The organism is Mesorhizobium sp. M0833 (genome assembly GCF_040319905.1).
Classification (GTDB): domain Bacteria; phylum Pseudomonadota; class Alphaproteobacteria; order Rhizobiales; family Rhizobiaceae; genus Mesorhizobium.
Genome location: NZ_JAMYOQ010000023.1, coordinates 24336 through 43232 on the forward strand (window position 1 = coordinate 24336; position 18897 = coordinate 43232).

General features: G+C 60.2%; 17 protein-coding genes. 12 read left to right on the top strand and 5 right to left on the bottom strand.

Going from position 1 to position 18897, the window contains the following annotated elements:
• The first annotated feature begins 93 nt into the window (after nt 1-93).
• Together NKH98_RS23350 and NKH98_RS23355 are read left to right on the top strand one after the other, a co-directional pair.
• Complete coding sequence (locus tag NKH98_RS23350; protein ID WP_352902143.1) at nt 94-978, top strand: hypothetical protein; 885 nt, start codon at nt 94-96, stop codon at nt 976-978.
• A 660-nt stretch (nt 979-1638) separates the two neighbouring features.
• On the top strand, nt 1639-1944 hold the full coding sequence (locus NKH98_RS23355; RefSeq protein WP_352802035.1) for a hypothetical protein: 306 nt from the start codon (nt 1639-1641) through the stop codon (nt 1942-1944).
• 464 nt (nt 1945-2408) lie between these two features.
• Here NKH98_RS23355 and NKH98_RS23360 read toward each other — a convergent pair whose 3' ends face one another.
• Nucleotides 2409-2585, bottom strand: a complete 177-nt coding sequence (locus NKH98_RS23360; RefSeq protein WP_352479403.1) for a hypothetical protein — start codon at nt 2583-2585, stop codon at nt 2409-2411.
• A gap of 456 nt (nt 2586-3041) precedes the next feature.
• The gene (locus NKH98_RS23365) at nt 3042-3257 is read right to left on the bottom strand and encodes a hypothetical protein (protein WP_352902057.1); all 216 of its coding nucleotides are present in this window, start codon (nt 3255-3257) and stop codon (nt 3042-3044) included.
• On the opposite strand from NKH98_RS23365, the gene NKH98_RS23370 reads away from it, so the two are divergent.
• The gene (locus NKH98_RS23370; protein ID WP_352902059.1) at nt 3256-3492 is read left to right on the top strand and encodes a hypothetical protein; all 237 of its coding nucleotides are present in this window, start codon (nt 3256-3258) and stop codon (nt 3490-3492) included. The genes NKH98_RS23365 and NKH98_RS23370 overlap by 2 nt on opposite strands.
• A gap of 300 nt (nt 3493-3792) precedes the next feature.
• Nucleotides 3793-5196, top strand: a complete 1404-nt coding sequence (locus NKH98_RS23375; RefSeq protein WP_352902052.1) for a recombinase family protein — start codon at nt 3793-3795, stop codon at nt 5194-5196.
• 379 nt (nt 5197-5575) lie between these two features.
• Here the strand turns inward: NKH98_RS23375 and NKH98_RS23380 are convergent, their stop codons facing one another.
• From NKH98_RS23380 to tssH, 3 genes are all read right to left on the bottom strand, one after another.
• The gene (locus NKH98_RS23380; protein ID WP_352479406.1) at nt 5576-5956 is read right to left on the bottom strand and encodes a hypothetical protein; all 381 of its coding nucleotides are present in this window, start codon (nt 5954-5956) and stop codon (nt 5576-5578) included.
• Nucleotides 5957-6485: 529 nt separating this feature from the next.
• Complete coding sequence (locus NKH98_RS23385; protein WP_352902062.1) at nt 6486-6719, bottom strand: hypothetical protein; 234 nt, start codon at nt 6717-6719, stop codon at nt 6486-6488.
• A gap of 248 nt (nt 6720-6967) precedes the next feature.
• On the bottom strand, nt 6968-9718 hold the full coding sequence (gene tssH, locus NKH98_RS23390) for a type VI secretion system ATPase TssH (RefSeq protein WP_352902064.1): 2751 nt from the start codon (nt 9716-9718) through the stop codon (nt 6968-6970).
• Between the two features lie 338 nt (nt 9719-10056).
• Here tssH and tssA point away from each other — a divergent pair, with 338 nt between their 5' ends.
• Genes tssA through tagH form a run of 8 tightly spaced genes read left to right on the top strand, consistent with a single transcriptional unit; the run spans nt 10057 to nt 18897 of the window.
• Complete coding sequence (gene tssA, locus NKH98_RS23395) at nt 10057-11235, top strand: type VI secretion system protein TssA (RefSeq protein WP_352902066.1); 1179 nt, start codon at nt 10057-10059, stop codon at nt 11233-11235.
• Between the two features lie 6 nt (nt 11236-11241).
• Entirely contained in the window at nt 11242-11778 is a 537-nt protein-coding gene (gene tssB, locus NKH98_RS23400) for a type VI secretion system contractile sheath small subunit (RefSeq protein ID WP_352479410.1), read from the top strand.
• A 2-nt stretch (nt 11779-11780) separates the two neighbouring features.
• On the top strand, nt 11781-13283 hold the full coding sequence (gene tssC / locus NKH98_RS23405) for a type VI secretion system contractile sheath large subunit (protein WP_352479411.1): 1503 nt from the start codon (nt 11781-11783) through the stop codon (nt 13281-13283).
• A 46-nt stretch (nt 13284-13329) separates the two neighbouring features.
• Nucleotides 13330-13791: an Hcp family type VI secretion system effector gene (locus NKH98_RS23410; protein ID WP_352479412.1), complete on the top strand. Its 462-nt coding sequence runs from the start codon at nt 13330-13332 to the stop codon at nt 13789-13791.
• On the top strand, nt 13778-14533 hold the full coding sequence (tssE, locus tag NKH98_RS23415) for a type VI secretion system baseplate subunit TssE (RefSeq protein WP_352902146.1): 756 nt from the start codon (nt 13778-13780) through the stop codon (nt 14531-14533). Before NKH98_RS23410 ends, tssE begins: the two co-directional genes overlap by 14 nt.
• Nucleotide 14534: 1 nt before the next feature.
• Nucleotides 14535-16409, top strand: coding sequence for a type VI secretion system baseplate subunit TssF (gene tssF / locus NKH98_RS23420; RefSeq protein WP_352902071.1), 1875 nt, complete (start codon nt 14535-14537; stop codon nt 16407-16409).
• Nucleotides 16373-17440: a type VI secretion system baseplate subunit TssG gene (gene tssG, locus NKH98_RS23425; protein ID WP_352648184.1), complete on the top strand. Its 1068-nt coding sequence runs from the start codon at nt 16373-16375 to the stop codon at nt 17438-17440. Before tssF ends, tssG begins: the two co-directional genes overlap by 37 nt.
• The gene (gene tagH / locus NKH98_RS23430; RefSeq protein ID WP_352902075.1) at nt 17437-18897 is read left to right on the top strand and encodes a type VI secretion system-associated FHA domain protein TagH; all 1461 of its coding nucleotides are present in this window, start codon (nt 17437-17439) and stop codon (nt 18895-18897) included. Before tssG ends, tagH begins: the two co-directional genes overlap by 4 nt.

Sequence of the window (18897 nt, forward strand, 5' to 3'; positions counted from 1 at the left end):
TCCCCTTGCAGCTCTGACCGTACGTTGCAGTGCTTTCGGACCCAAATGACCTGCACCGCGTTCTTTGGGAGCAATGTTGTGCTTCGCAATCTGATGGAAAAATCCGACGTCCCTGCTTCACCGCAGACAGCTCCTGGTGCCGAAGCGCGCTTTCCGTACGATCGCGCGGCGTTTGAGCGGTTTCGACAGACATTCCCGCGCGCCAGGTGGAGTGACGAGCGCAAAAGCTGGTTCGTGCCGGGAAAGACTGCAGCGCGGCGGATCCAGCGCTGGCTTGCGCAAGAGGCGGACCTACGAGGAGCACACGATGACAGCAAGGGACGGGATGCTTTCGCCTTCGATCCCCTGTCGAGCCGGTATCTGGAAATCGCGGACGACCTGCGCATCCGCACGCCATATTCGCGGACGGTCCTCGAGGAACTGCGAGCCGTTCCATGGGCGAGCTGGGACGACGAACTGCGGGCCTGGAGGGTGCCTTTCCGCTCATACGAGGAGTTGAGGCGCCATTGGCCAAGCATCGAAAGGGCCGCAGGCCGCGCAGAACCGGAGGAGAGGAAACGGCGACGGGAAGCGTCCAAAGACTCCGAGGAATATAAAGCCGCTAGATTGCAGTATGCCGAACGCACGCGACGTCGCTATCCATTGCCTGCTCACGATTTACCCCGGCTTGGCCTTCCCGTGGCGACGGAGCAATACGGCATCGTCGTCTTCACCGAGATTTCGGGTGAACTCGTCGACGCCTCGGAGTTAGCAGCGTTCTACCCGCAGTTGATCGAGGCGAACGTCGACCATGTCTGGGGTAGATGGCGTCCGGCGACGTTGGCTGAATTGATTAGAACATGGCCCGCTCGGCGTTCTGCTGAGTTAGCAGAACGGCAACGAGGCTGGTGGCAGCCAACGCTGCCCGAGCTCAGGATCGCTCGCCAAAAAGCTCGAAGCCTGGCGCGAAGAAGGGCAAAGCTTGTGTCATCGTTCTAGCCTTTCAGGCTCGGCGCTTCCAGCGTCTGTCCGGTTGCCATTGTGATTGAAATGTCCCCCGATCGGAGCTTCCCATGTGCAACGATAGCGAACAACATATGGCCTGGCTGAATATTACCGGATGAGAGCGCCGCTGGCCTTGATATCCCGAGCTGAAAACGAATTTGACTCGCGCTTAGGCGCACGACACCCGCATTGACGGGCCGGCTCCAATAGCCAGGGTGGCAGGTAAAGCCGTCGAGCGGCTTTTATGTCGTTTGGAAGCCCGACCTAACGGTGGGCCGGTGTTCAACTTCCGCTCCGAGGGAGCCGTCACTTTGGGAACAGCAGGCGATACCTGTTGCTGGCGTCGGCGTTCCTCGAACTTGCCGGAGCCACGTGCCTGAACGCGAACCAGCCATTTTATGGCCATCGCCGGACCGAGAGGAAGTCCGTCGCTTCGCTAACACGTGGTTGGGCGGGCGCGCCAAGGTCATCGCTGAAATGTTAAAACCATTTCTGTAGAATTGACGCACACAAGGCCGATCCGAGGCCAACTGGGAGTGCATACCCCAGCTGGAATTGTGCGGAACCGTACGAAGTCGATTGCAAGCAACCAACCTGGTTGGCCGGGCATTAATTTAGCAAAGCGTGAATTAGGAAAGCATCGGGAGGAACACCATGCTGCACGTTAACATGCCCCGTGAATTTGAGGTCGGCGATGAGGTTGCGCTAGCAGGTATCGTCATCGCGATTCTCCCCAGCGGGCGCGCCAGGGTGAGCATTCCTTCGTATGACCATCCTTATACGATTGATCCGCCACCCAAAGTCCGCGCCGGCGACCGAGTGGTTCTTGTTGGGGACGTCACCCGCATCGATTGCGGAGGGAACAAACTCACTGTGCGCATTGACTGCGGCGGGGTGATTACTGTCGACAAGTCGGCGATCACTCGGCTGAGAAAGCATCGCCGGACTTCAACGGGTTAACGCTCCGGCGAGACAACAGCCGGTGTCGGCGCGGGGCATCCCGCTCGACGGGAACTTTCTCTGCAGCGAGCGGTTGGTCGCCGGTCAGACGCGATGGGCGCGCCGGCTCGTATCCATTATGGAGATCACATGTTCGTCCCGCCACCGATGCCCGCAAAAAGTCTGCTTCGGTGCGTCGCGACGGAACTGGACGACATGGTTGCGGTGGAGTAAGCGCCCTCCCCTGGGTTAACAACCGGTCGGTGACGGCGCCACGGCCACATCGACAACAACCGCAACGGCAATAAAGTCGTCGCTGAAAGCCTGCAAGGTGTCTGTCACGACACAGCGTGCCGGCAAAGCTACGCCCTCGCGACAGGGATTCGTTGTAAGCTGACCAGTCGGCAACGCCGGCAGATGAGCGAGAACTTACGCTTGATATTGGTCTCGATCAGGCTCGACGTTCGGTCCTCGAAAACCGCCGACTACGAGTCGAGGTCGTAGGGCTGATGGCCCAGCTCGTTGTGATGAAGCGCCTCTGCCATACACCTGATGTCGAACGCCTGGCCGCACGCCGGGCAGACGACGAAATACTCCTCCTCCCGAAGTGGCAATGCGTCGTGGTCTTGAGGGATGACGATGTCATTGTATTCGTCGGGCATTGGGTCCTCCGGAAACCCGCCCGCTATGCTGGAACGCCTGCCAGCAGGATTTGTTTCAAAGTTATTGCGCCTAATGAAAGGCCGGATGTCCGGTTTCGGCAGCGATGCTCACCCGCAACGACGACGCAATGCCGCTCAGGATCAGCTCACGTCAAGAGCGACCGGAGGGGTCTCCAAGCAGGGAGCGACGCTAGGCATTCCGGCGATAGGATGCGAGAAGGTCTGGAACTCGAAAAAGCCGGTGGAGGTGCCGACAAGCACCACGGCGGCGGGTAGTGGGTCAGTTTGAAATTCCGGTTAGGATGGGTGACCGAAAACAATCAAAATAAGCGCCATCACACCGAAGGTGCCGATAAAGACCATAGCGCCATATGCTATTGTACGACGCGCCATCTGGAAGCGGGGTGACCAAAATTGAGCATGAAGCCTGGGATCCCGGTTTCCCGTTCACTCGCTTCAAGGAAGGTTGTGTTCATCAATTGAACCATAGAAACCTGCTCGCAGAATTATGCTTGCGAGTGAGATGAACATAGCTGCGAAGCTCAGCGCCAATACAACGACGCAGGCTGTTACTGGTATAAACAGGTGAGGATTGTCCGCCCATTCGTACTTCAATTTTCCTCGCTCCGCCTTTTCTAGTGACCGCAAACCATCGGCTTCTCTGCCTGCCATGAAGCCATTGATCGTGATATGCTCACATGACGCAGAATTCTATCTGATCCTCAGCCATGTCCTTGCGGTGGACGGCTTTACCAGTGCGCTGGCGAGCAACGTCGATGAAATCCTCCACATGACTACTGAAACGCCGGTCCACGCACTGGTGCTGGACTGCCGGCCGGACAACGACATGGTGCAGAGCTGTAGCCGGCTCACGCAGGATGCCCGCACCCCCCCGTGGTCGCTTTGATCGCGCCCGGTGCCAAGACCCAGCATTACGCGCTCCTGAAGTCAGGAATCGACGAAAGTTTTGTCAGGCCGCTGGCGCCGGCAAAGCTACTTGCCTACCTGCATTCAAGGCTGGGGACCGGCCGGCAATCCGGATTGCGACCGCAAGACACTAGGTCGCTAACTTGCGCTGTCCAATCATCCATTTGCTAGGAGATCTGGGCGCCCAATTTCGTGGCCGCCGAATAGGGTTTTACCGAATGCGACAGAGTTCTGAAAGACATTTGGTGTCTCTGGGCTTGTTCAAGCCCAAGGAGAACCCATGGCTTTCGAGTTGCAGACAGCGCGCCCTATTCGTGCGGCACAGTACCTTCGCATGTCGACTGAACATCAACGCTATTCGCTGGAGAACCAGGCGATGGCCATTACGGAGTACGCGGCGCGGCGCGGATACACTATCGTCCAAACCTACGAAGACGCTGGGAAAAGCGGCCTGAGCATAAGAGGTCGCGACGGACTGAAGCAGTTACTGGCCGATGTCGTGACTGGCCAAAAGACTTTTTCGGCAATCCTCGTCCTTGACGTCAGCCGCTGGGGCCGCTTTCCGGATACGGACCAGTCCGCTCATTACGAGTTTCTCTGTCGTGATGCAGGCGTCGCGGTGGAATATTGCGGCGAACAATTCGAGAACGACGGCAGCATGGTGTCTGCGATCCTCAAGAATATGAAACGGGTGATGGCAAGCGAATACAGCCGCGAGCTATCCTCAAAGGTCTCCAGAGCGCACCTGCAGCAGGCTCGTCTCGGATTCAGCCAGGGCGGACCTGTGCCCTACGGCGTCAGGCGACTGTTGCTGGATAAAGATGGCGAGCCCAGATGCCTTCTCGGCCCTGGAGAACAGAAGGGGCTCGCTGGCGACCGCGTTCTCCTTGTGCCCGGCCCGCCAAACGAAATCGAGCTTGTGAGGCGCATCTTCAACATGTTTGTTGTTGAAGGGCAGAGCATGGCCGGCATATCGGTTCGTCTGAACAAGGAAGGAGTGCCCTCCACATACGGCTATGTGTGGACGACCGGGCGCGTCGCATCTCTTCTCAAAAGCGAGTTGATGATAGGCTACTATGTCTACAACCGAACGTCGCATAGTATGAGCAGCCAATCAAAGCCCAACACTCCCGATAAATGGGTCCGAATCCGGGTCATGGAGCCCATTGTAACGGTTCAAATATTCCGGAGGGCGCAACTCGCAAGGGGAAAACGCGGATACACCTATACAAAGCCCGAAATGCTCAAGAATCTGAAGCGGCTATTGAAAGAGAAGAAACGACTCAGCCTCACCGTGATCAATGCTTGTCCGTATACTGCGTCAGGACAGTGCTATGTCCGGCTTTTCGGCAGCTTGAAGGCGGTCTATGCGGCGGTCGGCTACGTACCGGATCGGCGGGGAGCTCTGCGAAAGTACTCGAACGAAGAGCTTCTAGACGGATTTCGGCGGCTGCGCGCCGCTCACGGGCACCTCACATTGTCGCTGATTAATGCGGACTCCGCTCTGCCCATATACCGTGTGTTCAAAAAGCGGTTTGGCTCGATGGCCGCGGCCTATACGCTGGCTGGCTTTCCAGGGCTGGAGTCGGAGCTAAAGCTGAGCGCGCTAGCGCGTATACGGCCCAGTGGCCCGGAAAGGCTCCGACGCGACGTCTCAAATGCTCAGGGCAAAAAAGGCGCATGACAAGAACAGACCGAAGCTGCGGCTCTTCAATGAGGAGCCCCGACTCTGTTTGTCACGGAGCTGTCCCGCCGCTCCCACCTGATCTCGTCTAGCAGGCTTCTCTGATTGGGGTCATCGAGGTCAAGCTCCTCCTGATAATCGACCGGACCATGTCGCCCCGCGGGTCACGCGCTTCTCTTCGCGGTCGACGTTAGCCCGCCGCATGATGGGGTCAGTAGAGCGAGGCGTCTCAGTTCGTTGAACGTAAGCGCGAATTTCCCTGCACCTGTTGAGTGCTCTGATGCATGAGGTGTCCACCAAAATAGGTGGACACCTTGTGATGGAAGAAGATGAGCAGAAACTGCGGGTGAGGCTTGTCGGTCCGGACGGGCGACGCCAGTCAGCGGTCCGTCCACGAACTGCTGGCGCGAGCGGCATCGAAGCACACTTTGCTGCGGTGATCACTTTTCAGGCCGGCTTCCAACGCGGCAAAGCCACGCTTATAATCGCGGGTATTTATATATTTATCGTCTTGGGCCATAAATTTTCCGAAAGCGTCTTCGTTGTAAACTGTTTGAGAACAATTCAAATACGCGGCTTTCTGATACCCAGTTTCGTAAGCGATCGAACCGGCGTGGACGGTGGTTGAAACGAATGAGGTGATACAAATCGCCATTGCTGCAACGGACACGCTGCCCACGCAAAATGATTTCATGGTTGTTGCCCTCTCCCAAAACGCGAAGAACTTGCCAAAAATCTTGCCCTGAAACAAGACACCCATGGAATCGCCCTCAACGCAGTTCGCACGCGGTAGCCGCGTAGCCTTGGAATCGTCCCAACAGAGCCCGCCGTGCCGAAAGGTGCGGCGGGCTTTTGTTCGCTCCTAGCGGTACGCTCTCTCGGTCTGATTTTGAGCTATGAAATGCACGCTCGGCGACGAACCGGTTGGTTGACGAGATCAGCGACAGGGCTTCGTGAAACGGGGGATCTCGCGAAGGAAATTGCGCGAGGGAAGTGATCCGCGCCCTTCCGGAGCGGGATCCTGATACAATACCCCATGGCCGTCCGAATAGCGGTTGTCCTCGCGCTTCTTTTCGCCTTCGCCTACGGTTTCGCAAAACTCGTGAAACACTATGGCGGCGTTCGCGACCAGCCCTCTCCGTGTGAAAACTTGCCACATCCTGATTGTCCTGATCCCAGCGCGCCTCCTCAGAAAGAAACCAAGCTTTGAGCTGGTGCGTGCGTGGAGCTGCAACATTGGAACGGCTAGGCCTGACACTGTCGAATGCATCACTCCGTCGCTTTTTCGTTTAGGGGCCGCTCATCGACTGGCAAATTAGCGAAACCAAGCGATCGAGCGCATCCTTGTGGAGCGCACCTGTAGGGCGCCACGCAAGGAAATCATCCACGCACTGCCAGTGCACCGGATTTGACCCAGCGTTCGGCCGGCTGAATTCCACATAGAGATGCAGATCGTCAGGCACAAAGACGATTCTCCACGTTCCCTGTGCGTCGGCGGCGAGGCTGTAAGCGAGGAGGGTCATGGCGGGCACTCCTTCGCCCCGAAGCCTGCCTATCCCCGCCGCGCAAATCCATCGCAAGAAGTTGGTATTGACAGCGGTTTTTTGCGTTTTGTCGGACGTGATTGACCTGCACTCCTGATCATGAGCGGAATGAGGACATTCAGTCGGGGGCATGGGTCGGGAAATGACATTTCAGGCAGCCGCATTGATGGTAACATTGGCAACGCTCGCCACAGCCGAGGAAAGGAGCCGCCATAATATTCGCGCTCCTATTCGAAGGAATAGGTAAACCCTTGGCCTGAGGCGCCAACAGTGACCTTTGTCATCTTTTCACCAGCGAGCGACCGGTTCAGCACACCGCGGCTCAACTCCGGGAGGAGCGTGTTGGTCAGAATTGCGTCGATCATCCTGCCGCCCGATTCAATTTCCGTGCAGCGGGTCTTGACCAGATCCATGACACCGTCGCCGATTACCAATTCCGCGTCGTTGGTTGCACGCAGCCGGCGAGCAATCTTAGCAAATTGATGACGTGTGATCGCTTCGATCATCGAATCGGAAAGCGGAAAGTAAGGGATGGTCACCACCCGGCCGAGAAAGGCCGCTGGGAAGACCTTCAGCAACGGGCTGCGTAATGCGGTGTCCAGTTCATCGAGCCCTGCCCGTACCGCGCCATTCCTTGTGCGGTCCATGATGACTTCGGAGCCGACATTCGACGTGAGAAGGATCAGCGTGTTCTTGAAATCGATCCGTCTGCCTTCACTGTCGTCCATCATCCCTTTATCAAACACCTGGAAGAAGATTTCGTGCACGTCCGGATGCGCCTTCTCGACTTCGTCGAGAAGGATCACCGAATAGGGCTTGCGCCGCACCGCCTCGGTGAGAATTCCGCCCTTGCCGTAGCCGACATAGCCGGGGGGCGCGCCCTTCAAGGTAGAGACCGTATGCGCCTCCTGGAATTCGGACATGTTGATCGAGATCAGGTTCTGCTCTCCGCCGTAGAGCGTTTCGGCCAGTGCCAAAGCGGTTTCGGTCTTGCCGACGCCCGAGGGGCCGCAAAGCAGGAATACACCCACTGGCTTTTCCGGAGCGCCGAGACCGGCGCGGCTGGTCTGCACGCGCTTGGCGATCATCTCCATCGCATGATCCTGTCCGACAACGCGCTCGGACAGAGTGACCGCGAGCCGCAGCGCCTTCTCCGTCTGACTCGACAGCATCCGGCCCGTCGGGATGCCCGTCCAGTCCTGAACCACGGCCGCCACGGCGTTGCGGTCGACCGATGGCAGGATCAGCGGTGTTTCGCCTTGCGCCTCGGCCAGTTCGCTCATCAGTTCGCGCAGCCGAGCGAGATCGGCAGCCGGATCGGGAGGCGCAGGACCACCTGCCGCCGGAACCTTCGCCTCGACATTGGACAGTTCGGTCTCAGGCACCTCCCCGCTCTTGGTCTCCGTGGCGGCCTCGTGCCCTTCCACGGCATCGAGCGGCACGCCGTCGCCGCGCAGCCTTGCACGCAATTCGAGTATCTCGGCCACCAGCGCCTTTTCGCGCTCCCAGCGCTGCTGCGCGGCTGCGAGCGTGCGTTCGGTCTCGGCAAGCCCAGCCTCGACCCGTGCCTGCCGCTCGGCCACTTCGATGCCGATTGCAGCCTCGCGGCCGATAATGCCGCGCTCGACCTCCAGCGCCTGGCGGCGGCGCATGATGTCCTCGACCTCGGCTGGCGTGGCGTGCTGCGATACCGCAACACGGGCGCAGGCGGTGTCGAGAAGGCTGACCGCCTTGTCCGGCAGCTGCCGCGCCGGGATGTAGCGATGTGACAGGCCGACCGCCGCGTCGATCGCCTCATCCAATATCTGAACCTTGTGGTGCTGTTCGAGGACGCCGGCCACGCCGCGCAACATGAGGATGGCCACCGATTCCGAAGGCTCGTCAATCTTTACCACCTGGAAGCGGCGGGTCAGTGCCGGGTCTTTCTCGATGTGCTGCTTGTATTCCGCCCAGGTCGTGGCCGCTATCGTGCGAAGCTCGCCGCGTGCCAGCGCCGGCTTGAGCAGATTGGCAGCGTCGCCGGTTCCGGCAGCACCACCGGCGCCGATCAGGGTGTGGGCTTCATCAATGAAGAGGATGACCGGCGATTCAGAGGATTGAACTTCGTCGATTACGGCCTTCAGCCGTTTTTCGAATTCACCCTTTACGCTAGCGCCTGCCTGCATCAATCCGACGTCGAGCATGCGCACGCTCACTCCCTGCAGTGGGGGCGGTACATCGCCTTTGGCGATGCGCAGAGCAAAACCCTCCACGACTGCAGTCTTGCCGACGCCCGCCTCGCCGGTCAGGATCGGGTTGTTCTGCCGGCGTCGCATCAATATGTCGACAATCTGCCTGATCTCAGGATCGCGACCGACGACCGGGTCGATCTTTCCATCGCGGGCGCGCTGGGTCAGGTCGGTGGCGTATTTGGCCAATGCCGAATCCCCGCCCGGAGTCCGCCGCGGGGCCTCTGTCGCGGTGACCGTTGGCGCAGCGCCGGCTTCGAGTGAGCCCTCCGTGACATCGGCGAAGCGCGTCACGACGGCGTCGGCGTCGATCTTGTCGAACTCGCCGCTGATCTTCGACAGCAGGCCTTCCAGCACCGGTGTCTTCAGGCAAGCAAGCAGAACATGTGCGCTGCGGACCTCCTCCACGCCGAATTCCAGTGTTGCCAGATTCCAGGCCTCCTGGATGGCGTGGAAGATATGGTCGGAAAACTCTTCGATCGAGGTTGCGCCATAGGGCAGCTTGTCCACCGCGCGCGTCATATCGGCCGTAAGTCGGCTCGCATCCAGTCCTGCATCGGCAATCATCATTTGCACATCCGAGCGGTCGGAGAGCACCAGCTGCTCGATGAAGTGGACGAGTTCGACGTAAGGATTGCCGCGCAGCTTGGCACTGTCAGCCGCTGCCTTGAAGGCGCGCAACCCTAGAGGGTTGAGCTTGCCGACCAGTTCCTTGCGCTTGAAGCTCTGCGATGACCGGCGCTGTTCCATCGAACGTGCTCCTGCACTCTGCAAGTCGATAACCTGCCACATAAGCAGCCGCTTGACAAAGTGCGGGATGAACAAAGGTTTCGATGCCCCGTTATGCGGGCTCCCATCATTCGTCGAAGATGCCGCATCGCGGCCGCAAACAACCACGAGCCTGACAGCCCAGGTGAGACGCATTCCCGATCCACGGCCCGGCAAACACGCCGGCGGATTCAACAATCAAGACAAGGCTGCATTAGCTTTTGTTAATTTTTTCCGTACTCGCTGAATTGTGGAAAAGCGCAACCGTGTGATAACGTAGCGGCAGGTTCGGCCTCAGGGCCGGTGACTGGGGGATCGGTGTGATCGACGTCGCACTCTGGCTTGCTCCGCTCGACGGTGAAAATCCGTCGGGAGAGGATTTGCGTAACGATCCGGCGTTTCACGAACTGGAGCGCCTGACAGAGCCTCAGGTCAAGGTTGTCCATGACGGCAACAACAAGCCGGTCTCGCAAAGCACCATTCCTGTCGACTGGCCAGCAGTAATCACCAAGGCCGAGGAATTGCGCGCGCGTGGCCGCGACCTGCGCCTGATTGTAATTGTCACACGCGCGCTGGCCAACGAGCATGGACTGGTCGGGTTGGCCCAGGGTCTGACGCTTATTGGGCGGACATTCGACCAGCATTGGGAAACCATGCACCCGGCGCTGCGGCCCAACACGTCGCCTCGCGAAGCCGCCTTGCGCCGCATCAATGCGCTGCTCGACCTTCAAAATGGTCAGGACGGGCTGTTGGCCAACCTGCGGCAAATGACTTTGTTTGCGCCACGCTCGATCGGACCGATCAGCGGACGCGATTTGGAACAAGCTGCGCTCGACGACCGCCTCATGCTACAAGAAGCAGCGTCAGGATTGAACGCGGCCGAAAAAGCAGCGCTTGTCAGTGCGCATGGACAATTGTTGAACCGTGTCCGTGCCGGGTGCGCGGCACAGGCGGATCAAGCCAACGAGGAAATGCAGTCGCTCATTACCGATGCGCGCGCGGCGGTTGCGGCACTGGAAGCCGTCGAGACAGCCCTCAACGCTCGCCTTGAAGGCAGCGGCGGGACCACCATTCCGGAATTAAAACGGTTCCTGCAGCGTTTGCTGACAACCCTCGAGCGCAACTCGGCTGCCGGCGCGATGGCGAATGGCGCAGTAAAGCCGTCCGCTTCGCCGGCAGAACCGGTAATGCCTGCCCGAAACGGTCATGGAGCCGATACTATGGCAAGTGTGGCTAGCTACGCTGACTCGAGCACCGGACTTCCCGACCGGATTACTTCGCGCGACGACGTGGTGAAATGCCTGGACCTCGTCGTCGCCTTTTATGACCGGACCGAACCGTCGAGCCCGATTCCCCACCTCGCCCGCCGTGTGCGCCGGATGGTGCATATGGATTTTGTTGAACTGATGGAAGATCTCGCCCCGTCGGGACTGAAGGAGTTCCGGCTGCTTGCCGGCGTTCCCGATGCCAAGAAGACGGCTCAGAAGGATGAAAGGTAGCAAGCAATGCCAGCCGAAAGCAAAGCCAAGGTCATCGAACGAAATCGCGCGCCGCGGGTGCAGATCGCCTACGACGTGGAAACCTATGGCAGTCCAACGACAATCGAGCTGCCGTTCGTCATGGCCGTCATGGCGGACCTTTCAGGCGCTTCGCAGACCAAGGAAGCGTCGAAGTCGGTACTGGACCGCTCCTTTGTCGAGACCGATGCGAACCGTTTCCCGCGGTTCATGGAGGCACTTGGACCACGCGTGAAAGCCCGCGTGAAGAATACGCTGCCTCAGGCCGAAGGCGCCGAGCGGGACGAGGAGCTGGCGCTCGACCTTACCTTCACCAAGATGGGCGATTTCGCGCCGGACAAGATTGCCGAGCAGGTCCCACAGTTGGCCGAAATCCTCAAGATGCGCCGCCAGCTCGAGGAACTTCTCGGCTTCATGGACGGGCGTGTGGATGCCGAAAAGCGCATTGCGCAACTGCTGAACAACGAACCGCTTCTTGGCAAGATCGCCAGCCAGGCGCTGGCGGACGACAAGGCAGGGGAATGACCATGGCCGAACAGCAAAAAACCGCCGCCGTCGCCGAGGCGGAAACCATCGATCTCGGAGAATTCAGCGGGCTCCTCGAGAAGGATTTCAAGGTCAAGAAGGACGACAGCGAAAAGCTGCAGCAATTGGTGCGCAATCTCGCACTCGCAGCGCAGACGCGTTCCGATACAACGACGATCTCGTCGAATGCGATCAAATCGATCAAGTCGCTGATCGCCGGGATCGACAAGATGCTGTCGGAACAGGTCAACGAGATCCTGCACGCTCCGGAAGTGCGCGAAATGGAGGGCACATGGCGTGGCCTGTGGTATCTCGTGAACAATACCGAGACGGATCAGAAGCTGAAGATCCGGGTGATGAATATTTCCAAGGAGCAGCTGGCCGACACGCTTGAGGATTATGAGGGCCAGATGTGGGATCAGAGCCCGATCTTCAAGAAACTTTATACGGACGAGTATTCGATGCTTGGCGGCGAGCCGATCGGCTGTGTGATCGGCGCCTACGAATTCTCGAACCACCCGCGCGACGTCGGTCTTTTGCGCAACATCTCCGGGATCTGCGCCTCTGCGCACACGCCGTTCATCGCAGCTGCCTCGCCGCGCCTGTTCCGTATGGACAGCTGGCAGGAATTGCCGAACCCGCAAGACCTGCAGCAGATCGTCTCCAACCCGGCCTATGCCTCCTGGCAGTCGCTGCGCGAGAGCGAGGACGCGCGCTACATCGGCCTGACCATGCCTCGCGTTCTGGCGCGACTGCCGTATGGCACGGACACCGTTCCGGTGAAGGGCTTCACCTTCGAGGAGGAGGTACACGGCGACCACAACAAATATGTCTGGATGAACGCCGCCTTTCCGATGGGCGTGAACATAAACCGCAGCCACAAGCTCTATGGCTGGGGCACGCAGATCCGCGGTGTCGAAAATGGCGGCACGGTCCTCAACCTGCCGGTGCACAGCTTCCCGACCGATGACGGCTCGATAGCGATGAAATGTCCGACAGAGGTCGCCATCGACGACCGGCGCGAGGCTGAGCTGGCCAAGCTCGGCCTGATGCCCATCCTGCATCGAAAGAATACCGATCTCGCGGCCTTTATTGGCGCGCATTCGCTGCAGGACGACGAGACAAGGGCAGGACGGCTGGTCGACCCCGATGCACAGGCCAACGAGCGGCTAAGCGCCAACCTGCCCTATCTGTTTCCGGTGTCGCGTTTTGCCCATTACCTTAAGGCGATCGCGCGCGACAAGGTCGGTTCGTTCAAGGAACGCTCCGATATGCAGATCTGGCTGACCGAATGGATCAACCGCTACGTGCTGGCCAACCCGGCCTTTGCCGACGACAAGGCGCGCGCCAAGCGCCCGCTTGCCGCCGCCGAGGTCCAGGTGGACAGCGTGGAGGGGCGGCCCGGCTACTACAATGCTCGCTTCTATCTGCGCCCGCACTATCAGCTGGAGGGCATCAATGCCTCGCTCCGACTGGTGTCGGAACTTCCGTCGGTGAAGACTTGATTTGTACAAACAACATCTTGGTTTTTGAAAGCGGTGGAGAAGGAAAATGCCCACAAATACGAAGATTGATGGCTTTCTGAAGGTTCCAGATATCAAGGGCCCAAGCGTTCGAGACGGCCACGAGGACGAAATCGAAATCCATGGGGTCGATTACAAGATGGTCGCACCCTACGATCCCAATTCGTTGTCTCGTCGCGGTCGTGTTTCCTTGGGGATGATCAAGTTCACCAAGCACTATGACAAGTCCTCGCCCTACCTGAAAAAGGCACTGTTTGAGAACAAGGCGCTCGACGAAGTGGTGTTTTCGGCGCGGCGGACCATTGACGGCGAGACCAAGGATTACCTGGTTGTTACGCTCACCGACGCCTCGATCATGGAATACGACATGTCGCAGGCCGAAGATGAGGAAGACCTGATCGAGGAAGAGGTCAGCTTCGCTTACAAGAAGATCAAGTTCGTCTACGACGACAACGACGAAATCGAAATGGATGTCTATGTCGGCAAGTGAGGCCCGGCGGCCCGGTGCGGACGCGTTGCAGGGCGGCGGCAGTTCGCGAGCAAAACGCGAAGCGGTCCAGCCCTCTCTTTGGGACCGCCTCGTAAACGATCTGCCGGGCATGACTTCCGAGATAGACGGGCTGCGCCAAGCCTTGCAGGACGAGCTCGGCGCGGAGCGACTCGACAATCTGGTCGCAGCCAGTGCGCGGCTCATCGACGCCGACACGGAGCTGACGGCCGATCAGAAGCGGCGCCTGCACCGCCTGGCCTTTCAGAGCCAGCACCGCGCCGAAATCGAAAGCCGCGGCGTGGTGGTGTCGGCTCGTGTGCTCAAGGAGGCCGTGCGGCGCGACATCGAAGCCTTGTTCAACACCGAGCGCTTCGAGGCCGTTCCGCTTCTTTCCGATCTTGAAAGCGACCAGGCAGCGGACAACCCGCCGTCGCTCGCAGATTTTCCGGAGGTGCGTCGCAGCGTCGTCAATTACGGCGTGCCTTCCTTCTCGGGCCGTTCCTCCCGCGACTTCGATCGCGAGGCCCTGGCGCGCGAGATCCGCTCGGTGCTTGCCACCTTCGAGCCGCGGCTCAAGGACAGCGCAACAAAGGTTACGGTAACCCTTGGCGACAAAACCGTGGGCCTGAAGATCGAGATAGATGCGGTGTTGATCATGACGCCGACACCCGAACGCATGCGCCTGCGCACCACCATCAATCTCGATAACGGCTTGGCTCGGACCGAATTTAGGGAAGCCTGAGATGGATCGGGTCTTCGTAGAATATTACGAGGAGGAACTGACCCATATCCGTGCGCTGGCGGCAGAATTTGCCGACATGCATCCGGCGGTGGCGCGCAACCTTTCACTCGATACGGTCCCCTGTCCGGACCCCTATGTCGAGCGGCTGCTTGACGGTGTTGCTTTCTTGGCCGCGCGGACCCGGCTCAAGGTTGATGCGGAACGCTCGCGCTTCTCGCGAGCCGTTCTTGATGTTCTCTATCCCGATCTTGTCACGCCGGCGCCGGCAACGGCCATGGTGGTGCTCAAACCTGGACAGCAGGTCCAGACAATGATTGGGGGTCATGTGGTCAAGCGCAATACGCGGCTGGTTTCCAGCCTCCAGCCTGGCCTGTCGACGCGTTGCACGTTCACCACCGCCCAGGACATCACGCTGTGGCCGATAGCCATCACCTCGGTCGGGTACTTTCAGGATCGCAGCGCCTTGGCGGCAGCCGGCATCACGCGGATCGGCGGTGTGGATGGCCAGGCGGCGCTTCGCATCACGCTCGCTCGCACTGGAAAAGGCAAGCTCGACGAACTGTCGCTCGACCGCCTTGATCTCTACTTTGCCGCGCGCACCAAGGCACCATTGCTTTTCGACGCGATTTTCGGCGCCTGCTCGGCTCTTGGTACACGAGCGGAAGGCAAGGCCAACCCGATATCACCGTTGCCGGCCCCTGAAATGGTGGGCATCAGCGATGACGAGGCGTTGATGCCTCGTACACGTCCGACGTTCGAAGGATACCGTCTTCTGCGCGAATACTTCATGATGCCGGAGCGCTTTCACTATGCTCGGATTTCGGGGTTGCAGCCCGTTGTGCGCAGATGCACAGCCGAGCTCGAGATCATCTTCATCTTCAGGCGTCCGGTGCCTGAACTTGCCGATCTGGCGGCGGCCGATTTTGAACTTTTCGCAACGCCGATCATCAATCTGTTCGAACGTGAATGCAATGTCGTCGAGCTCGATCCACGCAAGACGCGGCAGGTGCTGCATGCCGACCGCACGCGGGCGCGCGACTTCGAAATTTATCGGGTTACCCGCGTCGAGGACGCCGAGAGCGAGGGGAGCGACGCCGCAATCCCGGAGCTCTTCAGCCTGGGACAAAACCGCGGCAGCGGTTGGGTTTACTCCACCGAACGGCGCCCGCGGCGCCCGACGGAGGAGGAGCGGCGTGACGGACTCACCCGCGCTTCATACACGGGCGACGACGTTTTCCTGGCGATTTCACGCCCAGCGGAAACTCCGCCGAACCGCCCGCTGAAGCGCGTCGACATCGTGGCGCTCTGCACCAACCGCGATCTGCCGATCCTTGATGACAATCCTACCTTGACGCTGGAAGCCGGCGATCCGGTCGAAACAATCCGGCTTCTCGGCGCATTGCGCCCGCCTCGCCCAGCCATCCCTGCAGCACTGCCGGCGGGCGCGGCGGGTGAATCGCGAGCCGACAATCTCGCCTGGCGGCTTGTAGCGCAGCTCGCGCTCAACTTTCTAAGCCTTGCAAAGGAAGGTCGCGGCGTCGACCCGCTGCATGCGCTGCTTGAGCTTTACGCCGACAGGGGAGACCCGAGCCTCGCCCGCAATGTGCACTCGATTGTGCGCATCGACTCCCAGCCGGTCATCGAACGACTGCAGATCGATGGGCCGATGTGTTTCGGACGAGGCACGGAGGTGATATTGCATGTCGATCAGTCTGTCCTGGCGGGGCAAAGCACCTTGCTGCTTTCGGCCTTGCTGGCACGGTTGTTTGCCCGTCACGCCGGAATAAACGGCTTTGTGCGAACCCGCACATGGCTGCTGCAGAAGCAGGAGGATGTGCCATGGCCGATGACGCCCGGCAATCGCTACCTGATCTAGACAAGCCTGGCGTGCACCGGTCCGAAGAGCTGTCAGATGCGTTCGACTTCTTCGAGCTGTTGCGCCGACTCGAACGAAGAGGCGGGCTGTTCGGCTATTCCGGCCCGCCGGAGCGCGAACCCTCGCGGCTCGGGCAGCACGTCCGGCTCAGCTTTTCGGCCAAGGACTTGGCAGAATTTCGCGAAGCGACTGACAAAGCGCCCGCTAGGGTCACGGTCGCAAACATTGGTCTGATGGGACCTGAAGGTCCGATGCCCCTGCATTTGACGCGCTGGGTGCTCGATCGCCTGTCGCAACGCTGGTTCACCGGTGCCGATGCGCAGCAGACCAGCGACACGACCTTCATGGACTTCGTCAACATTCTTCAGAACCGCATGATCGCGCTGTATTACAGGGCGTGGGCGGATGCGCATCCGGCGGTTCAGGTCGAGCGCCCAGTTGGTGGGCGCGTTCGCGCCATGCTTGAAGCCATGGCGGGGATAGGGCTTCCCGGCACCCACAACCCCGAACTGGACGCCGTGAAGCTGCGTCAGGCCGCTTCGCTTGCCAATCAGGTAGACGGCCCCGAGCGGCTGACGCTGTTCCTGTCGGAGGCGTTCAAGGTGCCGGTCCACATCAGGGAGTTCATCGCTGCCTGGATGACCATACCAGCGGCGCTCCAGACCCGCCTTGGCAAAGCCTACGCAGCGCTCGGTCGCGGAGCAACGATCGGTCCGCGCGTCTTCAATCGTCAAAGCAGGATCGAGCTCCGTGTCGGCCCGCTGGGCTATGAGGACTTCAAGGCGTTCCTGCCGGGCGGTCAGCGCCTCAGATTGTTCAAGCAGGCCGTTAGCGACATGGTCGGCGAATCGCTCGACGTCGATGTGCGCATCGTGCTGGCGCGCGATGCCGTTCCGCCGCCGCGTATTGGAACCGTGCAACTCGCCCGGACCGCGTGGCTTGCGCGGCCCGCTGAAAGGGGCGATGCTGAAGACTTGCGGCTGCGGACATTAGTCGGCTGGCGGCAGGAAGGGGCGGAGGTCGCGGCATGAGTCTGCTGCTGACGCTGGAGCAAGGGCCACGCACCCAGGCGGTACGGCAGGCCCGGCTTGACGAGGGGGAACTGGTGATCGGCCGCAGCGCGGACGCCGGCTGGAAGATCGACGATCCCGACATGTTCGTTTCACGCGCCCATTGCAGGATCACCGGTGGGCGCGACGGATATTTCGTCACCGATACGTCGAGCAGCGGTTTGTTCATAGACGACTCCGACAGCCCGCTCGGCGCCGGCAAGTCGACGCGTCTTCGCAATGGCATGCGGCTGAGACTGGGCGATTACGTCGTGTATGTCGATCTGCAGACGTCGAGCACTCAAGCAGCAGCCGCAGGGCCAGGTCCGGAGCGCTCCCCACCGGCGTCTCGGGCGCCGGTCAGCATCGGCCGGGACGATTTCTTTTCAGCCACCGTGGAAGAAGAGCCCCACCGGCAACGTCCAGCCGAGCTGCCGAACCCGTTCGAGCAGCCGATCACGGGTGCGTTCGAGCGCGCCAATTCCAGACAGCGCAGCTCGCCTGCTTTCGATGACCCGTTCAGCCTCGATCCAATCTCAACGCCTGTTTCCAAAGGCACCGCAGAATCGGCCGGCACGCCCAACCAGACAGACCCATTCGGCCTCGACTCGGGATCGTTCCCCAACGGCGCGACGGAGCCGGCTACGGCAAAGCTGCCGGAATTCAACGACGACTTCGGTTTTGGGCCAGCCGCGGCGCCCAGCCCGGGACGCGATGCGGGCTCGACCGGTCAGCGCGAGCGCGACGCCCAACCACTGCAAGCGGCCAATCCCTGGGACGTGCCCGTGCGAGCGGCAGATGCCCCTCCGCCAATGCGAGCAGGCCCAGCCGCCAGCCCCGCCCGCCAGCCGCCTGCGAGGCAGCTCCTCGACATGGCGCTTCGCACCGCATTCCTGCGCGGCATGGGGATCGCGGAAGCCGATTTTCCCGGGCGCGATGCCGTCGCCGAGATGGAGAAGTTCGGCCGCGAATATCGGCTTATGATGGAAGGATTGATGCAGCTGCTACGCAAGCGTGCCGAAGAAAAGGGAAATGCTCGCGTTGCGCAGACAATGGTCGGAGCCTCCGAGGTCAATCCACTCAAGTTTCTGCCGACGGTCGACGACGCTATCGTGACGCTTATCGCCGAACGCAGCCCCGGATTTCTGGCCGGCGAAGCGGCTATCGCGGATGCGGTTCGCGACCTCGCACAACATCACGTACGCGCCTGGCGCGGCGTGCAGGCCGCCTTGCGGCGGATGGTCGACCGTTTTGAGCCGGCAGCCATCGAAGAAGAGCTGAAATCGAGTTCCGCGATCGGCACGCTGTTGTCGGGCGGGCGCGGCGCCAAGCTGTGGGAGCTTTATCAGAAACGCCATCGTGAAATCGCCGAGAGCGCGGAAAAGAGCTTTCTCGGCGAAATCGGCGCTGATTTTCGGGATGCATATGAGGAGGAGTAA